This window comes from Sphingomonas sp. Leaf25 (assembly GCF_001421635.1).
Classification (GTDB): domain Bacteria; phylum Pseudomonadota; class Alphaproteobacteria; order Sphingomonadales; family Sphingomonadaceae; genus Sphingomonas.
Map to the genome: position 1 here is coordinate 551,917 of NZ_LMKU01000033.1, position 14,935 is coordinate 566,851.

Below are 14,935 nucleotides of genomic sequence, written 5' to 3' on the forward strand. Positions count from 1 at the left end.
AAACCGCTCCCCTCCCTGACAAGGGAGGGGCTGGGGGTGGGTAGGCTCGGGGCGGATGCTGTCGTTCCCTCGCAGGCCGACTCACCCCCGACCCCTCCCTTGTCAGGGAGGGGCGTACTATAGTCCTACCCCACCAGCGCCATGCGCGGCGTCCGGGCGGCAGCCGTTGGCCGGTAGGACGGCAACGCCCCGCCGCCCAGTTGCTCGATCCGGCGACGGACGTTGGCGGCCATCAGGTTGACGTAGATGCGCGCGGTCTCGTTCAGCCGCTTCGCCTCGCCGGTCAGCATGCGCAGCTCGTCGTCCATCGGCGTGTCGTCGTTGGCGGCCACCGCCTCGACGCTGGCCAGCTTGGTCGCGGTGGCGGTGGTGAGCGCGGTCATGTCGTTGGCCTGCAATGCCGCGATCTCGGCATGCAGGCTGTCGATGACGCGGATCAGGGCTTCACGACGGTTCACGGCTGATCCAATCGAATTTGAGAGCGATGAGATTGTCGGCGATGGTCGCGGGCGAGATCGGGAAGCGGCCTTCCTCGATCGCGCGACGGATCATCGCCACCCGGTCGACATCGACTGGGGGTGACTGGGCGAGCGACGCGGCGGTCTTCGCGACCGCGCTCGTCTTGTCGACGGGGGCGGTGGTATCGACGCTCGCGACGGGCGCGGTCGGCGACGGGGCTTGCACCCGCGTGACGCCACGCGGGCCTGTCGTTACTATCGGGCGATTGCCGATCGGGTCTACCATGTCCCTCGTCCTTGTACGAACTGCTGACACAGAGGGTAACGGCCGATCGGCAAAGTCCTTTAGGAAAAATTACCGGCATTTTTTCGAAGGGCAATATTTAGCCGGCAAAGCCCGGCAGCGCGGCCCGCCCCGCCTCGATCGCGACCGCCTGAATCGGTGGTTTGGCGGGGTCGACCTTGACCATCAACCGTCCCCCGGCGGGCGCGTCGCCCATCGCCACCCCGTCGCGGGTGATCGAAAAGCCGCGCGCGCCGGCCTCGACCATGATCGGGTCGCCGCGCCGGATCACCGGTTCGGCCTTCACCGGCGCGGCGGCGATCACCGCTGCTGCCGGTGCGCTCGGCGCCACCGGCACCGCGCGGCGCACCGGTACATAGATCTTCCACGCCGGGGCCATGCAGCTCACCACCACCGCGTCCTTGCGATCGGACAGCCACCCGAACTGCGGCATCGCGCAGCGCGCCAGTTTCAGGCGCGGATCGACCGGCATCTGCGCGCCGCCTTCCTGACCCACGCCCACGCCGGTGAACTGCGCGACCGCCGCATCGAGTTGCGCGGTCGGCTGGAACCCCTGCGCGATCGCGGGCAGCGCCAGCGCGAGCAGCGGGATGCCAAGGAACGGGCGGATCATCGGGTCACTCCTGTGGATGGCCGGCAACCGGCATCTGCCGGGCGGCAAGCGCTTGCCGGGTCGCCGGCAAAGCCCAGATCGATACGGACGCCGCGTCCGCCGGTGGCGGGGGCGGCAAGGACGATTTGTGCGGGGCGGACCGCCCCTTGCGCGACGAGCACGGCGGCGAGCGCGCGGGCGCGGTCGCTGGCGAGGATCGCGGCGCTGCCGGTTGCGGGATCGCTGTCGCCGTCGCTCGACCCCGTCAGCGTCACCGCGATGCGCGGGTCGCGCGCGGCATCGCGCACCTCGGCGACCAGCCGGGCGTGATCCGGCGGCAACACCGCCGATCCTACCGCGAAGCCGGGCAGGGCAAGGCCGGCAACGGTCATCGGTGGCGCATCGAACGCGGCGCGGATGCCCTCGGCCAGCGCCGGGCGATCGGTCCCCTGCGTCGCCTGCAGAAAGACGAAGAAGCCGACGAGCAGCAGCGACAGATCGGCCAGCGTCGTCAGCCACAGCGGCCGCCCGGGTGCGGTATCGAAACGGGCGAGCATCATTCCGCCGCCTCGCGAAACTGCGGCCGTTCGCGGCGGGCGAGGGCGACGAGCGGCGTTTCCAGCCGGCTGCGCTCGAACGCCTCGGCGCGGGCGCGGGCGCGCAGCCGCCCGGCGATCGGCATGCCGACCAGCGCGGCGATCACCGCGCCATACAGGGTGGCGAGCAGCGCCATCGCCATCGCCTGTCCGATCGTCGCCGGGTCGGTCATCGCCATGAACATCCTGACCAGCCCGACCAGCGTTGCGACCATGCCGAACGCGGGGGCAAGCTCGGCGACCGCGCCCCACATCTCGGCGGCGGCGAGGTGGCGTTCGGCGCGCGCGACGACGCGGTGGCGGACCAGCGCCTCGACCTGGCCCGGCCCGGCGCCATCGACGATCGCGGCGATCGCGGCGGCGGTATCGGGATCGGCGATCCGCGACTTGTCGAGCGCCATCACTCCGTGCCGCTTGGCGATCCGCCCCAGCGCGTCGATTTGCTCCAGCACCGGTTCGGCGAGGAACGGCGCGCGCCCGATCGCGCCGACCGCGCGCAGCGCGCGGGCGACGACTGCGACCGGCGTGCGGATCAGGATCGCCAGCGTCGTCCCGCCAACGACGAACGCGGCGGCGAGAGGATCGGCGAAGGGGGCAAGGGCGGCAAGCATCGCGTTCGGTCTTGCAAGCACGATGCCAGTTTGCGGGCGGCAAGCGATTGCCGGGCGGCATGCCGCCTTGCCGGTCGGGCGCGGATTGGCCCCGCACTCACCACGCCCGTCATTCCGGCGAAGGCCGGAATCCACGGATACGGGCCGGTGCGCTTCCTTCGATGCCGCCCGTGACCATGGATTCCGGCCTGCGCCGGAATGACGGCTTTTGATGCGTACCGTGCCCTCCTTCTTTTCGTCATTCCCGCGAAGGCGGGAATCCATAGCCGCTGGGGTCGCGGCAGGAGCGTAAACGTCAGCGCATATGGATTCCCGCCTTCGCGGGAATGACGAAGGATATTGGTCGTCTCTCACGCCCCGAAAGACGATCGGTATCGGCCGTCCCTCCCACCCCCAAACTGGCACGCCCCTTGCTGATCCATGCCCGACGCGCAGCGGGCGTGCCGGTTGGGGAACAAGGGTCGATGGCCGAAAACAGTCTGTTCGGGGTACATGGGGCCGCGCTCGAAGTGCGCGGACAGCGCATGGGCGTGCTGGCGTCGAACATCGCCAATGCCTCGACCCCCGGCTTCAAGGCGAAGGACATCGACTTTCGCGCCGCGCTGTCGGGCGTCGAGATGGGCGGCGACGCCGATGCGACGATCGGGCGCAACACGCTCTATCGCCTGCCGCTGCAGGCATCGCTCGACGGCAACACCGTCGAACTCGCGACCGAACAGACCGCCTTTGCCGAAAACGCGGTGGCGTATCAGACGACGCTCTCGTTCCTGAACGGCCGCATCTCGACGATCACCCGCGCGCTGAAGGGAGAATAGGCGATGCCCGGTCCCATGAACCTGTTCCAGGTCGCCGGCCGCGCGATGTCGGCGCAGCTCGTCCGCATGAACACCACCGCCTCCAACCTTGCCAACGCCGGTGCGGTATCCTCGACCGAAGGCGGGGCGTTCCGCACGATGAAGCCGGTGTTCCGCACCAGCTTCGATCACGCGACGGGACTTGCGACGGTCGATGTCGAGAAGGTCGTCACCGCCGGCGAGAACCCGACGAAGCGCTACGATCCCGGCAATCCGATGGCCGATGCCAACGGCAACGTCTGGGAAAGCGCGGTCGATGAATCGCGCGAGCTGGTCGACATGATGGAGGCCGCCCGCACCTATCAGAACAACGTCGAGGTGATGTCGACCGCCAAGACGCTCATCACCGAAACCCTGAAGCTGGGACGCTGACCCCATGAGCTATGAAACCACCGTCGCCGGTCTCGGCATCCAGCGCACCGGCACCGATGCGACCAGCACCGCCAAGCTCGGCCAGCGTTCGCTGGGCCAAGAGGACTTCCTCGCGCTGATGACCGCGCAGATGAAGAACCAGGACCCGTTCAAGCCGGTCGACAATACCCAGATGGTCGCGCAGATGGCGCAATTCTCGTCGCTGGCGGGCATCACCGAGATGTCGACGACGATGAAGGCGATCGCCGACAAGCTGGGTGCATCGACCCCGGCCGACGCGCTGTCGTGGGTCGGCAAGACCGTGTTGACCGAAGGGGCCACCGCGTACCCCCGCACCGACGGCGGCGTGACCGGCGCGGTCGAGCTGGACGGCGATGCGAGTGCCGTGGACCTGACCATCAAGGACGCGGCAGGCACTGTCGTGCGGCAGGTCGCGATGGGCGCGCAAGGGAAAGGCGCGGTCGGCTACGACTGGGACGGCACGACCGACAGCGGCGCGCCCGCCGGTTCGGGGCCGTTCACCATCACCGCCAAGGCCACCGGGGCCGACGGCAAGGCCGCGGCAGCGCGCAATCTCGTCTGGGCACCCGTCACCTCGGTCACGCTGACCGATGGCCAGCCCGTCCTCAACGTCACCGGGGTCGGCCATATCGCCCCGTCCGCCATCCGCCAGGCCGCCTGAGCCAGCCCTTTCTCCACAGGAGCATCCGATGTCCTTCTACACCTCGCTCTCCGGCCTGAAGTCGGCGCAGAACGACATGTCGTCGATCAGCCACAACCTCGCCAACGTCTCGACCACCGGCTTCAAGAAGAGCCGCGCCGAATTCGCCGATGTGATGGCGAGCAACTTCACCCGTTCGCCGACGCAGATGATCGGGCAGGGCAGCGTGATGAAGGCCAACCGCCAGCAGTTCGGCGAGGGCAACCTGACCCAGTCGTCGGGCGCGCTCGATCTCGCCATCGCCGGCGACGGTTTCTTCGCGGTCAAGGGCGCGGGCAGCGGCGTCAACTACACCCGCAACGGATCGTTCCGGGTCGATGCCGAGCAGTTCGTGACCGACGCCGGCGGCAAAAGGTTACAGGTCTATCCGGTCGACGGATCGGGCAACGTCATCGGCCAGACGATGGGCGCGCTGACCGACCTGAAGCTCGCCGAGACGTCGGGCACGGCGAAGGCGACCGGCGAGGTCCGGCTGAACGTCAATCTCGCCGCCAAGTCGACGCTGCCGACCAACACCCAGTTCGATCGCTTCGATGCTAGCAGCTATAATCAGGTGACGACCACCACCGTCTATGACGCGGGCGGCAATCCGATGACGATGACCAGCTATTTCCAGCGCGCGACCGCGCCGGTGGAAACCGCCGCGGGTGCAGCCGCCGACCTGTCGGGCACGTGGAACGTCCACAGCTTCATCGGCGACCAGCCGCTGAAAGCCGGCGAGAATACGTCGGTCCAGATGACGTTCGACGCGGCGGGTAAGTTGACCACGCCGACCGATGCGGTGACGTTCGGGGCGTTCATGCCGCCCAGCGGCGTGGCGCAGCAGCAATTCTCGCTCAACCTTGCCCAGTCGACGTCGCTGGCGACGCCGTTCAAGGTCGCCACCCAGACGCAGGACGGCGTCGCGGTCGGCGAATTGCAGAGCGTGGCGGTGGACGAGAAGGGGCTGGTCAAGGCCAGCTATTCGAACGGCGAGAGCAAGACGCTGGGACAGGTGGCGATCGTCAACTTCGTCAACCCCGCCGCGCTGCGCCAGTTGGGCGACAGCACCTGGTCGGCGACCGGCGTGTCGGGCCAGCCGGTGGCGGGTGCCTCGGGACAGAATGGCGCGGGCGACCTGAAATCGGGCATGATCGAGGGATCGAACGTCGACATCACCGAGGAACTGGTCGGGCTGATCGCGGCGCAGCGCAATTTCCAGGCGAATGCCAAGGCGCTCGATACCGCCGGGCAGATCACCGAATCGATCATCAACATCCGCACCTGATGAAACTGGCATGACCCTTGCTGTGAAGCAGGGGTCATTCGGAGGAAAGCATCGATGGACCGTCTGGTCTATACCGCATTGTCGGGGCTCAAGAGCCATCTCGCGTCGCAGGCGGCGATCGCGAACAATATCGCGAACGCCTCGACGATCGGCTACCGTGCCGACCGCGTGAACTTCGAGCGGCTGGTCATGAAGGGCGGCAACAACGAGCTCGACTCGCGTGCCCCCGCCGCCGAGGAAGTGGTCGACATGGACCGGCGCGCCGGGGCGATCACGTCCACCGGGCGCAAGCTCGACATCGCGGTCCAGTCGGATTCGTGGATCGCGGTGCAGGCGGCCGACGGTTCGGAGGCCTATACGCGGCGCGGCGATCTTCAGGTGACGCTGGCCGGCACGCTGGAGACCGGCGATCACTTCCCGGTCATGGGTGCCGGCGGGCCGATCACCGTGCCGCCGTACCAGTCGATCGAGATCGCCGAGGACGGCCGCGTGCTGATCGTGCCGCAGGGTGCCGAGCGCGGCGCGCCGCCGCAGGAGATCGGACAGGTCAAGCTGGTCAGCGCGACCGGCAGCAAGACCGTCAAGGGCCTCGACAATCTGCTGCATGTCGAAGGGGGCGGCGCGCTGCCCGCCGACATGCTGGCGAAGGTCCGTTCGGGCGCGCTCGAACAATCGAACGTCAATCTGACGCAGGCGCTGGTCGACATGATCGAGAACCAGCGCAGCTACGAGGTGCAGGCCAACCTGCTCAAGGAGGCGAAATCGATGGACGAGAGCGCCGCCAACCTCATGCGCGTCCAGGCTTAGAGCGTGTTCAGGCTGAGTAGAGGCATCGTGACGGAGCCGATTTTGGTTCAGGGCAAGAAGCGAGGAGCGGAGCGATGCTATGGCATCGTGACCGACGAGGGCCGCAGCCCTGGGCCAAAATCGGCCCGCCGCTTCGCGGTTGCCCTGTCGCGCCCGCCGGCAGCGTCACGCGCCTTGCGGGTAGCGCCGCTACCTGCTGCACCACGCTCCTTGCCGGACGAACACGACAGGGCAATCACGATGCCTCTACTCAGCCTGAACACGCTCTAAAGGGGAACCACCATGGCAAATGCGGCAATGCACATCGCGCGCACCGGGCTGGACGCCCAGGACATGCGGATGCGCGTCATCTCGAACAACCTCGCCAACGTCAACACGACCGGCTTCAAGCGCGACCGCGCTGCGTTCGAGACGCTGAGCTATCAGGTCGTGACGGCGGCCGGATCGCAATCGACGCAGGAATCGCGCTATGCGACCGGCCTGAACCTCGGCACCGGCGTGCGGGTGCAGGGCACCGCGCGGATCGATACGCAGGGCTCGCTCCAGACGACCGGCAACAGCCTCGACATGGCGATGGACGGCGACGGCTTTTTCCAGATTCAGTTGCCCAACGGCCAGCTCGGCTACACCCGCGCGGGCAATTTTTCGCGCAGCGCCGAAGGGTTGCTGGTGACGAGCGAGGGCTATCAGGTCATGCCCGGCATCACGATCCCTGAAGGCACCACGGCGGTGACGGTCGGCGGCGACGGCACGGTATCGGCCAAGGTCGCGAACCAGACCGAGGCGCAGCAACTGGGCCAGGTGCAGATCGCGAACTTCGCCAATCCGGCGGGGTTGCAGGCGACCGGCGACAATTACCTGATCGAGACGGCGGCCTCGGGCGCGGTCGCGATGGGCATCGCCGGACAGGATGGTCGCGGCCAGATCCGGCAGGGGATGCTCGAAGGATCGAACGTCAACGTCGTCGAGGAACTCGTCGACATGATCGAGACGCAGCGCGCCTATGAGGTCAATTCCAAGATGATCTCGGCCACCGACGAGATGCTGAAATATGTCAATCAGAACATCTGACGCGATCACCGCGCTGGCGGTGGTCGCGCTGGCGGCAAGCCCGGCGACCGCGCGCCCGCTGTTCGGCAAGAAAGCGCCGCCCGAGGATTACAGCGCGACGCTGTCCGCGCCGCCCGCCCCGGTGCGCGTCGCCACCGGCGCGATCTTTCAGGCGGACGACGGCTATGCCGCGCTGTACGAGGGATGGCGCGCGCGCAAGGTCGGCGATCCGCTGACGATCGTGCTGGTCGAACGGACGACGGCGTCGAAATCGGCGGCGTCGAAGCTCGACAGCGGCGGCGGCTTCGGCATCACGCCGCCGTCGGCCGGGCCACTGTCGTTCGACCCGAACATCGCGCGCGCCTCGGGCAACCGCAACTTCAACGGTGGCGGTCAGGCCGATCAGGCCAATGCGCTGTCGGGCGAAGTCTCGGTCACGGTCGCCGCCGTCTATCCCAACGGCACCATGCTGGTGCAGGGGCAGAAGCGGGTGACGCTCAATCGCGGCGATGAATTCGTCGCGATCAAGGGGATCGTGCGCACCGCCGACGTCGATGCGAACAACCGCGTTCCCTCGACCCGCGTCGCCGATGCCCGCATCGCCTATACCGGCAAGGGCGATGTCGCCCGCGCCAGCCGGCAGGGGTGGCTCAGCCGCTTCTTCCAGGTCGTCAGCCCTTTCTAGGACCCGCATCCATGCGCTTCCTGCTCGCCCTTCTCGCGTTTCTCGTCGTCGCCGCGCCGGCCCATGCCGAACGGGTCAAGGACCTCGGCCGGTTCCAGGGCATCCGCTCGAACCAGTTGACCGGCTACGGCATCGTCGTCGGGCTGCCGGGGACGGGCGACGACAATCTCGAATATACCGTGCAATCGGTGAAGGCGATCACGTCGCGCATGGGGCTGCAACTGCCGCCCGGTGCCAATCCGGGCCTCAAGAACGCGGCGGTGGTGATGATTACCGCCGAACTGCCCGCCTTCGCCAAGCCCGGCCAGCGGATCGACGTCACCGTCGCGTCGATGGGCAAGGCCAAGTCGCTGCGCGGCGGCGCGCTGGTCATGACCCCGCTGATGGGCGCGGACGGCCAGATCTATGCGATGGCGCAGGGCAATCTCGCGGTCGGCGGGCTGGGCGCGGAAGGGGCCGACGGCTCCAAGATCGTCGTCAACATCCCCTCGGCCGGTCGCATTCCCGACGGGGCGACCGTCGAGCGCACCGTCGACACCGGCTTCGCCACCGCGCCGACGCTGACCTTCAATCTGGCGCAGGCCGATTTCACCACCGCGCAGAATGTCGCGAGCGCGATCAACCGCCGCTTCGGCATGGGCACCGCCACCGCGATCGACGCGGTATCGGTTGCGATGCGCGCCGCGCCGGGGGCCACCACCCGGTCGATGCTGATGAGCGAGGTCGAGAATCTGGCGGTCGAGGCGGCGGAGACGGCGGCGCGCGTCATCGTCAATGCGCGCACCGGCACCGTCGTCATCAACTCGGCGGTGCGCGTGTCGCCCGCCGCCGTCACCCACGGCAAGCTGACCGTGCGGATCGACGAGGATCAGCGCGTCAGCCAGCCCGCCCCGTTCAGCCAGGGCCAGACCGCGCTCGAACAGAAGAGCGGCGTGACGATCGAACAGGAGGCGCGACCGATGTTCCTGCTCGACCCCGGCCCCAAGCTGGCGGATGTGGTGAAAGCGATCAACGCCATCGGTGCCTCGCCCGCCGACCTCGTCGCGATCCTTGAGGCACTCAAGGAATCGGGCGCGCTCAAGGCCGAGCTGGTGGTCCTGTGAGCATCATCGGCGCCACCACCGGCATCGATGCCGATACCAGCCGTCTGGGCGGCGAGAAGAACCTCAAGGCGGCGGGCGAACGGTTCGAGGCGGTCTTTACCGGCATGATGCTGAAATCGATGCGCAAGACCAAGCTCGCCGAGACGTTGTTCGAGAGCAAGGCCGCCGACCAGTTCCGCGACATGTGGGACCAGAAGGTCGCCGAGAGCATGGCGGTGTCGACGCCGCTCGGCATCGGCAAGGCGATGACCGACTTTCTGATGAAGGGACAGGGCGCGAATACCACTGAAACCGCGCCGGCTTCTGCCGTTACTTCTGGAGAAGGGAAGAACGGATGAGCGACCTGCTGTCGATCGGTGCGAGCGGGGTCAGGGCGCATCAGGCGGCGCTGACCACCACCTCCGACAATATCGCCAATGCGGCGACCCCGGGCTATGTCCGGCGCACCGCCACGCTGACGCAGGTCGGCGGCACCTCGGTCCGCTTGGGGGCAGGGATGGGCGTCGCGGTATCGGGCATCGCCCGTGCCGCCGACTCGTTCCGCTCGGCCCAGGTCCGCGCGGCCGGCAGCGACGTGGCGCGCACCGAAACCGGCATGGTCTGGCTCGACCGGATCGAAAGCGCGCTGGGCGGGCAGGCGCTCGACGAGCGGATGGGCGATTTCTTCAACGCCGGCACCGCGCTGGCCGCCGATCCGTCCGCCACCGCGCCGCGCGCGGCGATGCTGGAAGCGGCAAGCGGTGTTGCGCAGGCATTCTCCGGCACGGTCCGCGCGATCGACTCGGCCATCGCCGACCTCGACACCGCCGCCGCCGCCGATGCGGCCAAGCTCGGCGAATTGTCGAGCGGCCTTGCCAAGATCAACGAGGGCCTCGGCCGCGTCACCGACGGCAGCGCGGGGCAGGCGCAACTGCTTGACCAGCGCGACCGGCTGCTGGAGGAGATGAGCGGCCTCACCGACGTCACCACGACCTTCGATTCCGCCGGTCGCGCCAGCGTGCGCGGCGGCGGGGCCGATGGCGCGCTGCTGGTCCATGGGTCGGACGCGGCGAAGGTCGGCTATGCCCGCAACGCCGATGGCGCGGTCAGTTTCGTCAGCAGCCGCGCCGGGGTCGAATCGATCCTGACGCCGACCGGCGGCTCGCTCGCCGGCATCGCCGAGGGCGCGGCGCGGCTGGGCGAGGCGCGCGCGTCGATTACCACGCTCGCCACCGAATTCGTGAACGGCGTGAACGACGTGCAGGGCAGGGGGCAGGATCTTGCCGGCAAGGGCGGCAATCCGATGTTCGCGCTGGAAACTGGCGGCACGGTCAAGGCGATGCTGAGCGATCCCGCCGCCATCGCCGCCGCATCGCCGGGCAAGGGCACGCGCGACAACGGCAATCTGTCGAAACTCGCCGACCTGCGCTCGACCGCGAAGTTCGAGACGCGCACCGTCGCGCTACAGGCCGCCAACGGCTCGGCGCTCGCCGCGCGCAAGACGGTGGCGCAGGCGCAAGGGTCGATCCACGACTCGGCGGTCGCCGCGCGCGACGCCGCCTCGGGCGTCAACCTTGATGCCGAGGCGATCGACCTGATGCGCTTCCAACAGGCCTATCAGGCGTCGAGCCGCGTGATCCAGGTCGCGCGCGAGACGCTCGATACGCTGCTCCAGATCCGATAGGGCCGCCCATGCAAATCTCCACCGCCGGCTTCTACAACCGCGCCGCCGCCCGCATGGCCGACCTGTCGTCGACCACCGAACGGTTGCAGACCGAAATCGCGACCAAGAAGGTCAACATCGCCTCCGACGACGCGACCGGCTGGACCCGGCTCGGCGGCATCAAGCGCGACGACGCGGCCGACGGCGCGTACAAGGCGAACATCACGCTGGCGCGCGGGCTGTTGTCGCAGACCGATACCGCGCTCGAACAGGTGAGCGACCGGCTGGTCCGCGTCCGCGAACTGGCGATCAGCGCCAACAGCGGCACGCTGAGCATGGACGGCCGCGCGGGCATCGCCACCGAACTGGAGGCGATCCGCGACGACATGCTCTCGGTCGCGAACAGCAAGGACGTGCGCGGTCAGCCGATCTTCGGCGGCACCGGCGATGCGGCGTTCACGAAGGGGACGGGCGGCACGATCGGCTATGCCGGCACCGGCGACGTCGCGACGCTGCCGATCGGCGAGGGCGCGCAGGTACAGGTCGGTGCCGACGGCGGACGGGTGTTCGGCGGTGCCGCCGACGCGACCGACATCTTCGCGACCATCGCCACGCTGGTGGCCACGCTGCGCGATCCCGCCGCCGCCTTGCCCGCCACCGCCGGCAAGACGCTCGACGATCTGACGAAGGTCGAATCGCAGGTCACGACCGCGCGCGCCTCGGCCGGCGCCCGCGCCGCGCGGCTGGAGGTCGAATCGGCGCGACTCGACACGGTTGCGCTAGACCGCACCGAGGCGCGCGTCGCGATCGAGGCGACCGACCTGCCCAGCGCCATGGTCGAGCTGCAAAAGACGATGACGGTGCTGCAGGCGACGCAGGCCAGCGTGGCCAAACTGGCCGGCATGTCGTTGTTCGATTACCTGAAATAAGCGCGACCCACCCCGACTCGGGGCCTTGGTAACCATTTCTCGACCTTCATGGTGAATAACCGGGAAAGCATGATCGCGCGTTCGGCGATCCCATTCCAAAGGGGCTAGTGCCACATGTTTCCGGCCATCGGTTTCGTCGTGCTGATCGCGATGGTGTTCGGCGGGTTCGCCATCACCGGCGGCGCGCTCGGCCCCGTCATGCACGCACTGCCGCACGAGATGCTCATCATCGGCGGCGCGGCGGTCGGCGCGCTCATCATCGGCAACTCCGGCAAGGAGCTGAAGGCGATGGGCGGCGGCTTCATGAAGGTGATGAAGGGTCCGAAATACAAGAAACAGGATTATCTCGACGCGATCTTCCTCGTCTCGAAGCTGATGAAGATGCTGCGCGCCGAAGGGCCGATCGCGCTCGAACCGCATGTCGAGGACCCGAAGTCGTCGGCGATCTTTTCCGAATATCCCCGGCTGATGGCCGATCACACCTTGGTCAACCTGATCGCCGACACGCTGCGCCTCGTCGTCGTTTCGTCGGGTACGCTCGACGTGCATGCGGTCGAGGAGGTGATGGATAATTCGATCAAGACCCATCATCACGAGGTGCAGGGGCCGCAGGGCACGCTTCAGGGCCTGGCCGACGCGCTGCCCGCGCTCGGCATCGTCGCCGCCGTGCTCGGCGTGGTCAAGACGATGGGATCGATCGACAAGCCGCCGTCGATTCTGGGCGGCATGATCGGCTCGGCGCTGGTCGGCACCTTCCTCGGCGTGTTGCTGGCCTACGGCATCGTCGGCCCGCTCGCCACGCGGTTGCAGCAGGTGATCGATGCCGACGCCGCGATCTATCACGTCGTCAAGCAGATCATCATCGCCTCGCTGCACGGTCATCCGCAGCCGCTGGTGATCGAGGCGGCGCGTTCGGGCATCGCCCATCACAACCAGCCCGGCTTCGCCGAGGTGTTCGACGGCCTGCGCGGACGGTGAGGATGATGACCAGGAGGATCCGCTGATGGCCGCCCGCGCTCCGCACGGCAACAACCAGCCGCCCAAGATCATCATCGTCAAGAAGATCATCGACGCCGGCCACGGCGGCCATCACGGCGGCGCGTGGAAGGTCGCCTATGCCGACTTCGTGACGGCGATGATGGCGTTCTTCCTGCTGATGTGGCTGCTCGGTGCGACCAACGAAAAGCAGCGCAAGGCGCTCGCCGATTATTTCGCGCCGACGCTGGTCGAACTGAAGCAGAACTCGGCCGGATCGAACGGCATCTTCGGTGGCGAATCGATCATCGACAAGGACAATTACCCGCACAAGGCGCAGCAGACCGGCACCCGGTCGATGACCATCCCGGTCGATGCAAGCGGCGGCGACCGCACCGGCGCGGGCGACAAGGGCGCGATGAAGAACCGCCAGCAACTAGCGGCAGAGGACAAGCAGGCGTTCGACAAGATCAAGCGCACGCTGTCGCGCCGGATGCAGAGCGACGTACGTCTTGCCAAGCTGGCGAAGAACGTCCGTATCGTGCCGACGCGCGACGGGGTGCGGATCGATCTGGTCGACAATGCCGATTATTCGATGTTCGCGCTCGGCACCACCGCGCTCGCCCCCGAAGCCGGGGAGCTGATGCGCCTGATCGCCGATACCGTGCGCGACCTGCCCAACACCATCATGATCCGCGGTCATACCGATGCCGTCGCCTATGGCCGGCCGCAGGACATGAACAATTGGATGCTGTCGTCGGGCCGGGCCGAGGCGACTCGCCGCCGGCTGGCGCTGGGCGGGGTCGGCGAACGCCGCTTCGAACGGATCGAGGGCGTCGCCGACCGCGAGCCGATGATCGTCAAGGACCCGTACGATCCGCGCAACCGCCGCGTGGCGATCACCCTGTTGTATCAGGCGACGCGCGGCTTCGGCGGCTGATCCAGCCGGCGTTCGGGCGGGGCCGGTCGTGACGCCGCGACCGGCCCCGCGTCGCGCTGCGGTAGCAGGACGCCGCCAACGCCAATGAGGAACGCCCGCGCTTATCGCGCGGGCGTTCCTTTTACCGCCAGTACGTCCAGGAAATCAGCGCGCCGCCACGCGGTAGCTGCCGCCGGTCACTTCGGTCGAGGCGACTAGGATTTGCGGATCGACCGCCAGCTTCGGCCCTTGCCCCGCCTGCCACTGGGCGAGCGCGATGCGATAGGCGTCATAGGCACGGTAGAATTCGACGAACGGCTCGTCGAGCGAGCCGAGGCCCGGCGCGGCGAAGCCGTCGAGGCTGCCGGCGGGCAGGTCGGCGACCTGCGCCAGCATCGGCAGCGCGGTCGCACAGAACCGTGCCCGTACCGGCGGCTGGGCAAAATAATTATACACCCGCGTCATCGAATCGTCGAACCGGTCCTGCCAGTCGCCGCCGCCGCGCCGGTATTCGGCCTCCAGCGCGCGGTGCGCGGCGGCGAAGCGGGCGGCGTGGACCTTCAGCAACCGGTTATACTGCGCGACGCCGTTGGGATCGCCGATGTCGCACTGGAGCGCGGCGACATTCAGCGCCGAGCGCAGATGCCATAACGCAGCGTCGGTAGAGAGCGTGCGGTTGATCGTCGCATAGCCACCATCGGGGGTGGCGGCGGGAATGGCGAGGTTGGCGGCCGCCCCCAGCGGTGGCTTGGGCATCGGTTGCGGCACGGCGGCCACTGGAGGCACCGGCGGCGCAGCGACCGCCTCGGGCGTCTTTCTGGCGCACCCGTTCAGCAGGACCCCGCCCGCGAGGAATAGCGTGAAAAGCCGTGTACGCATCGAACCGAATCCCGTTCTGCCCCGAACCCCGGACGGTGACGACTATCGGCATCAATGACTTAGGCTTGGTTAACGACAGTGATTTGTACTCCCCCCCTGACAGGGGAGGGGCCGGGGGTGGGTCGGCCGGTGGCAGGCGTATCGTTCCCTCGCGGACCAACCCACCCTCAA

19 protein-coding genes are annotated in these 14,935 nt (G+C 68.0%); 13 read left to right on the plus strand and 6 right to left on the minus strand.

Annotated elements, in window-relative coordinates:
• Nucleotides 1–125: 125 nt before the first annotated feature.
• From ASE78_RS17450 to ASE78_RS17470, 5 genes are all read right to left on the minus strand, one after another.
• Nucleotides 126–458 carry a hypothetical protein gene (locus tag ASE78_RS17450; RefSeq protein ID WP_056498860.1) on the minus strand — a complete coding sequence of 111 codons (333 nt, stop codon included), beginning with the start codon at nt 456–458 and terminating at the stop codon, nt 126–128.
• A complete protein-coding gene (flgM, locus tag ASE78_RS17455) occupies nt 445–744 on the minus strand; it encodes a flagellar biosynthesis anti-sigma factor FlgM (protein ID WP_082448124.1) in 300 nt (99 codons plus the stop codon). Before flgM ends, ASE78_RS17450 begins: the two co-directional genes overlap by 14 nt.
• Before the next feature lie 97 nt (nt 745–841).
• A complete protein-coding gene (locus ASE78_RS17460; protein WP_056498862.1) occupies nt 842–1,375 on the minus strand; it encodes a flagella basal body P-ring formation protein FlgA in 534 nt (177 codons plus the stop codon).
• Nucleotides 1,372–1,914, minus strand: coding sequence for an OmpA family protein (locus ASE78_RS17465; RefSeq protein ID WP_056498864.1), 543 nt, complete (start codon nt 1,912–1,914; stop codon nt 1,372–1,374). The genes ASE78_RS17460 and ASE78_RS17465 overlap by 4 nt, the downstream gene beginning before the upstream one ends.
• Nucleotides 1,911–2,561, minus strand: coding sequence for a motility protein A (locus ASE78_RS17470; RefSeq protein ID WP_056498867.1), 651 nt, complete (start codon nt 2,559–2,561; stop codon nt 1,911–1,913). The genes ASE78_RS17465 and ASE78_RS17470 overlap by 4 nt, the downstream gene beginning before the upstream one ends.
• 464 nt (nt 2,562–3,025) lie before the next feature.
• Here ASE78_RS17470 and flgB point away from each other — a divergent pair, with 464 nt between their 5' ends.
• The 13 genes from flgB (at nt 3,026) to ASE78_RS17535 (ending at nt 13,906) form a co-directional block, all read left to right on the plus strand.
• A complete protein-coding gene (gene flgB, locus ASE78_RS17475; protein WP_055758174.1) occupies nt 3,026–3,376 on the plus strand; it encodes a flagellar basal body rod protein FlgB in 351 nt (116 codons plus the stop codon).
• A 3-nt stretch (nt 3,377–3,379) separates the two neighbouring features.
• A complete protein-coding gene (gene flgC, locus ASE78_RS17480) occupies nt 3,380–3,787 on the plus strand; it encodes a flagellar basal body rod protein FlgC (RefSeq protein ID WP_082467304.1) in 408 nt (135 codons plus the stop codon).
• A gap of 4 nt (nt 3,788–3,791) precedes the next feature.
• Complete coding sequence (locus tag ASE78_RS17485; RefSeq protein ID WP_056498875.1) at nt 3,792–4,469, plus strand: flagellar hook assembly protein FlgD; 678 nt, start codon at nt 3,792–3,794, stop codon at nt 4,467–4,469.
• Between the two features lie 28 nt (nt 4,470–4,497).
• Nucleotides 4,498–5,775, plus strand: coding sequence for a flagellar hook protein FlgE (locus tag ASE78_RS17490; protein ID WP_056498878.1), 1,278 nt, complete (start codon nt 4,498–4,500; stop codon nt 5,773–5,775).
• Nucleotides 5,776–5,829: 54 nt separating this feature from the next.
• Nucleotides 5,830–6,582: a flagellar basal body rod protein FlgF gene (locus ASE78_RS17495; RefSeq protein WP_055758187.1), complete on the plus strand. Its 753-nt coding sequence runs from the start codon at nt 5,830–5,832 to the stop codon at nt 6,580–6,582.
• Between the two features lie 282 nt (nt 6,583–6,864).
• Entirely contained in the window at nt 6,865–7,653 is a 789-nt protein-coding gene (flgG, locus tag ASE78_RS17500; RefSeq protein ID WP_055758190.1) for a flagellar basal-body rod protein FlgG, read from the plus strand.
• Nucleotides 7,634–8,317: a flagellar basal body L-ring protein FlgH gene (locus ASE78_RS17505; protein ID WP_056498879.1), complete on the plus strand. Its 684-nt coding sequence runs from the start codon at nt 7,634–7,636 to the stop codon at nt 8,315–8,317. Before flgG ends, ASE78_RS17505 begins: the two co-directional genes overlap by 20 nt.
• An 11-nt stretch (nt 8,318–8,328) precedes the next feature.
• Nucleotides 8,329–9,420: a flagellar basal body P-ring protein FlgI gene (locus ASE78_RS17510; RefSeq protein ID WP_056498885.1), complete on the plus strand. Its 1,092-nt coding sequence runs from the start codon at nt 8,329–8,331 to the stop codon at nt 9,418–9,420.
• Nucleotides 9,417–9,758, plus strand: a complete 342-nt coding sequence (locus tag ASE78_RS18460; RefSeq protein ID WP_156351550.1) for a rod-binding protein — start codon at nt 9,417–9,419, stop codon at nt 9,756–9,758. Before ASE78_RS17510 ends, ASE78_RS18460 begins: the two co-directional genes overlap by 4 nt.
• Nucleotides 9,755–11,083, plus strand: a complete 1,329-nt coding sequence (flgK, locus tag ASE78_RS17520) for a flagellar hook-associated protein FlgK (protein ID WP_056498893.1) — start codon at nt 9,755–9,757, stop codon at nt 11,081–11,083. The genes ASE78_RS18460 and flgK overlap by 4 nt, the downstream gene beginning before the upstream one ends.
• Nucleotides 11,084–11,091: 8 nt before the next feature.
• Entirely contained in the window at nt 11,092–11,991 is a 900-nt protein-coding gene (locus ASE78_RS17525; protein WP_056498896.1) for a flagellin, read from the plus strand.
• A 114-nt stretch (nt 11,992–12,105) separates the two neighbouring features.
• The gene (gene motA / locus ASE78_RS17530) at nt 12,106–12,969 is read left to right on the plus strand and encodes a flagellar motor stator protein MotA (RefSeq protein ID WP_055758208.1); all 864 of its coding nucleotides are present in this window, start codon (nt 12,106–12,108) and stop codon (nt 12,967–12,969) included.
• A gap of 25 nt (nt 12,970–12,994) precedes the next feature.
• A complete protein-coding gene (locus tag ASE78_RS17535) occupies nt 12,995–13,906 on the plus strand; it encodes a flagellar motor protein MotB (protein WP_056498900.1) in 912 nt (303 codons plus the stop codon).
• 144 nt (nt 13,907–14,050) lie between these two features.
• Here ASE78_RS17535 and ASE78_RS17540 read toward each other — a convergent pair whose 3' ends face one another.
• Nucleotides 14,051–14,764 (minus strand): hypothetical protein, encoded by a 714-nt coding sequence (locus tag ASE78_RS17540; RefSeq protein ID WP_162236513.1) that lies wholly within the window; start codon nt 14,762–14,764, stop codon nt 14,051–14,053.
• Nucleotides 14,765–14,935 lie beyond the last annotated feature (171 nt).

Coding starts and splice junctions, on each gene's coding strand:
- ASE78_RS17510 (WP_056498885.1), top strand. CDS start 8,329: ATGCGCTTCCTGCTCGCCCTTCTCGCGTTTCTCGTCGTCGCCGCGCCG.
- motA (WP_055758208.1), top strand. CDS start 12,106: ATGTTTCCGGCCATCGGTTTCGTCGTGCTGATCGCGATGGTGTTCGGC.
- ASE78_RS17490 (WP_056498878.1), top strand. CDS start 4,498: ATGTCCTTCTACACCTCGCTCTCCGGCCTGAAGTCGGCGCAGAACGAC.
- ASE78_RS17460 (WP_056498862.1), bottom strand. CDS start 1,375: ATGATCCGCCCGTTCCTTGGCATCCCGCTGCTCGCGCTGGCGCTGCCC.
- ASE78_RS17465 (WP_056498864.1), bottom strand. CDS start 1,914: ATGATGCTCGCCCGTTTCGATACCGCACCCGGGCGGCCGCTGTGGCTG.
- flgC (WP_082467304.1), top strand. CDS start 3,380: ATGCCCGGTCCCATGAACCTGTTCCAGGTCGCCGGCCGCGCGATGTCG.
- ASE78_RS17495 (WP_055758187.1), top strand. CDS start 5,830: ATGGACCGTCTGGTCTATACCGCATTGTCGGGGCTCAAGAGCCATCTC.
- flgG (WP_055758190.1), top strand. CDS start 6,865: ATGGCAAATGCGGCAATGCACATCGCGCGCACCGGGCTGGACGCCCAG.
- ASE78_RS17485 (WP_056498875.1), top strand. CDS start 3,792: ATGAGCTATGAAACCACCGTCGCCGGTCTCGGCATCCAGCGCACCGGC.
- ASE78_RS17470 (WP_056498867.1), bottom strand. CDS start 2,561: ATGCTTGCCGCCCTTGCCCCCTTCGCCGATCCTCTCGCCGCCGCGTTC.
- flgM (WP_082448124.1), bottom strand. CDS start 744: ATGGTAGACCCGATCGGCAATCGCCCGATAGTAACGACAGGCCCGCGT.
- ASE78_RS17525 (WP_056498896.1), top strand. CDS start 11,092: ATGCAAATCTCCACCGCCGGCTTCTACAACCGCGCCGCCGCCCGCATG.
- ASE78_RS17540 (WP_162236513.1), bottom strand. CDS start 14,764: ATGCGTACACGGCTTTTCACGCTATTCCTCGCGGGCGGGGTCCTGCTG.
- flgK (WP_056498893.1), top strand. CDS start 9,755: ATGAGCGACCTGCTGTCGATCGGTGCGAGCGGGGTCAGGGCGCATCAG.
- ASE78_RS17535 (WP_056498900.1), top strand. CDS start 12,995: ATGGCCGCCCGCGCTCCGCACGGCAACAACCAGCCGCCCAAGATCATC.
- ASE78_RS17505 (WP_056498879.1), top strand. CDS start 7,634: ATGTCAATCAGAACATCTGACGCGATCACCGCGCTGGCGGTGGTCGCG.
- flgB (WP_055758174.1), top strand. CDS start 3,026: ATGGCCGAAAACAGTCTGTTCGGGGTACATGGGGCCGCGCTCGAAGTG.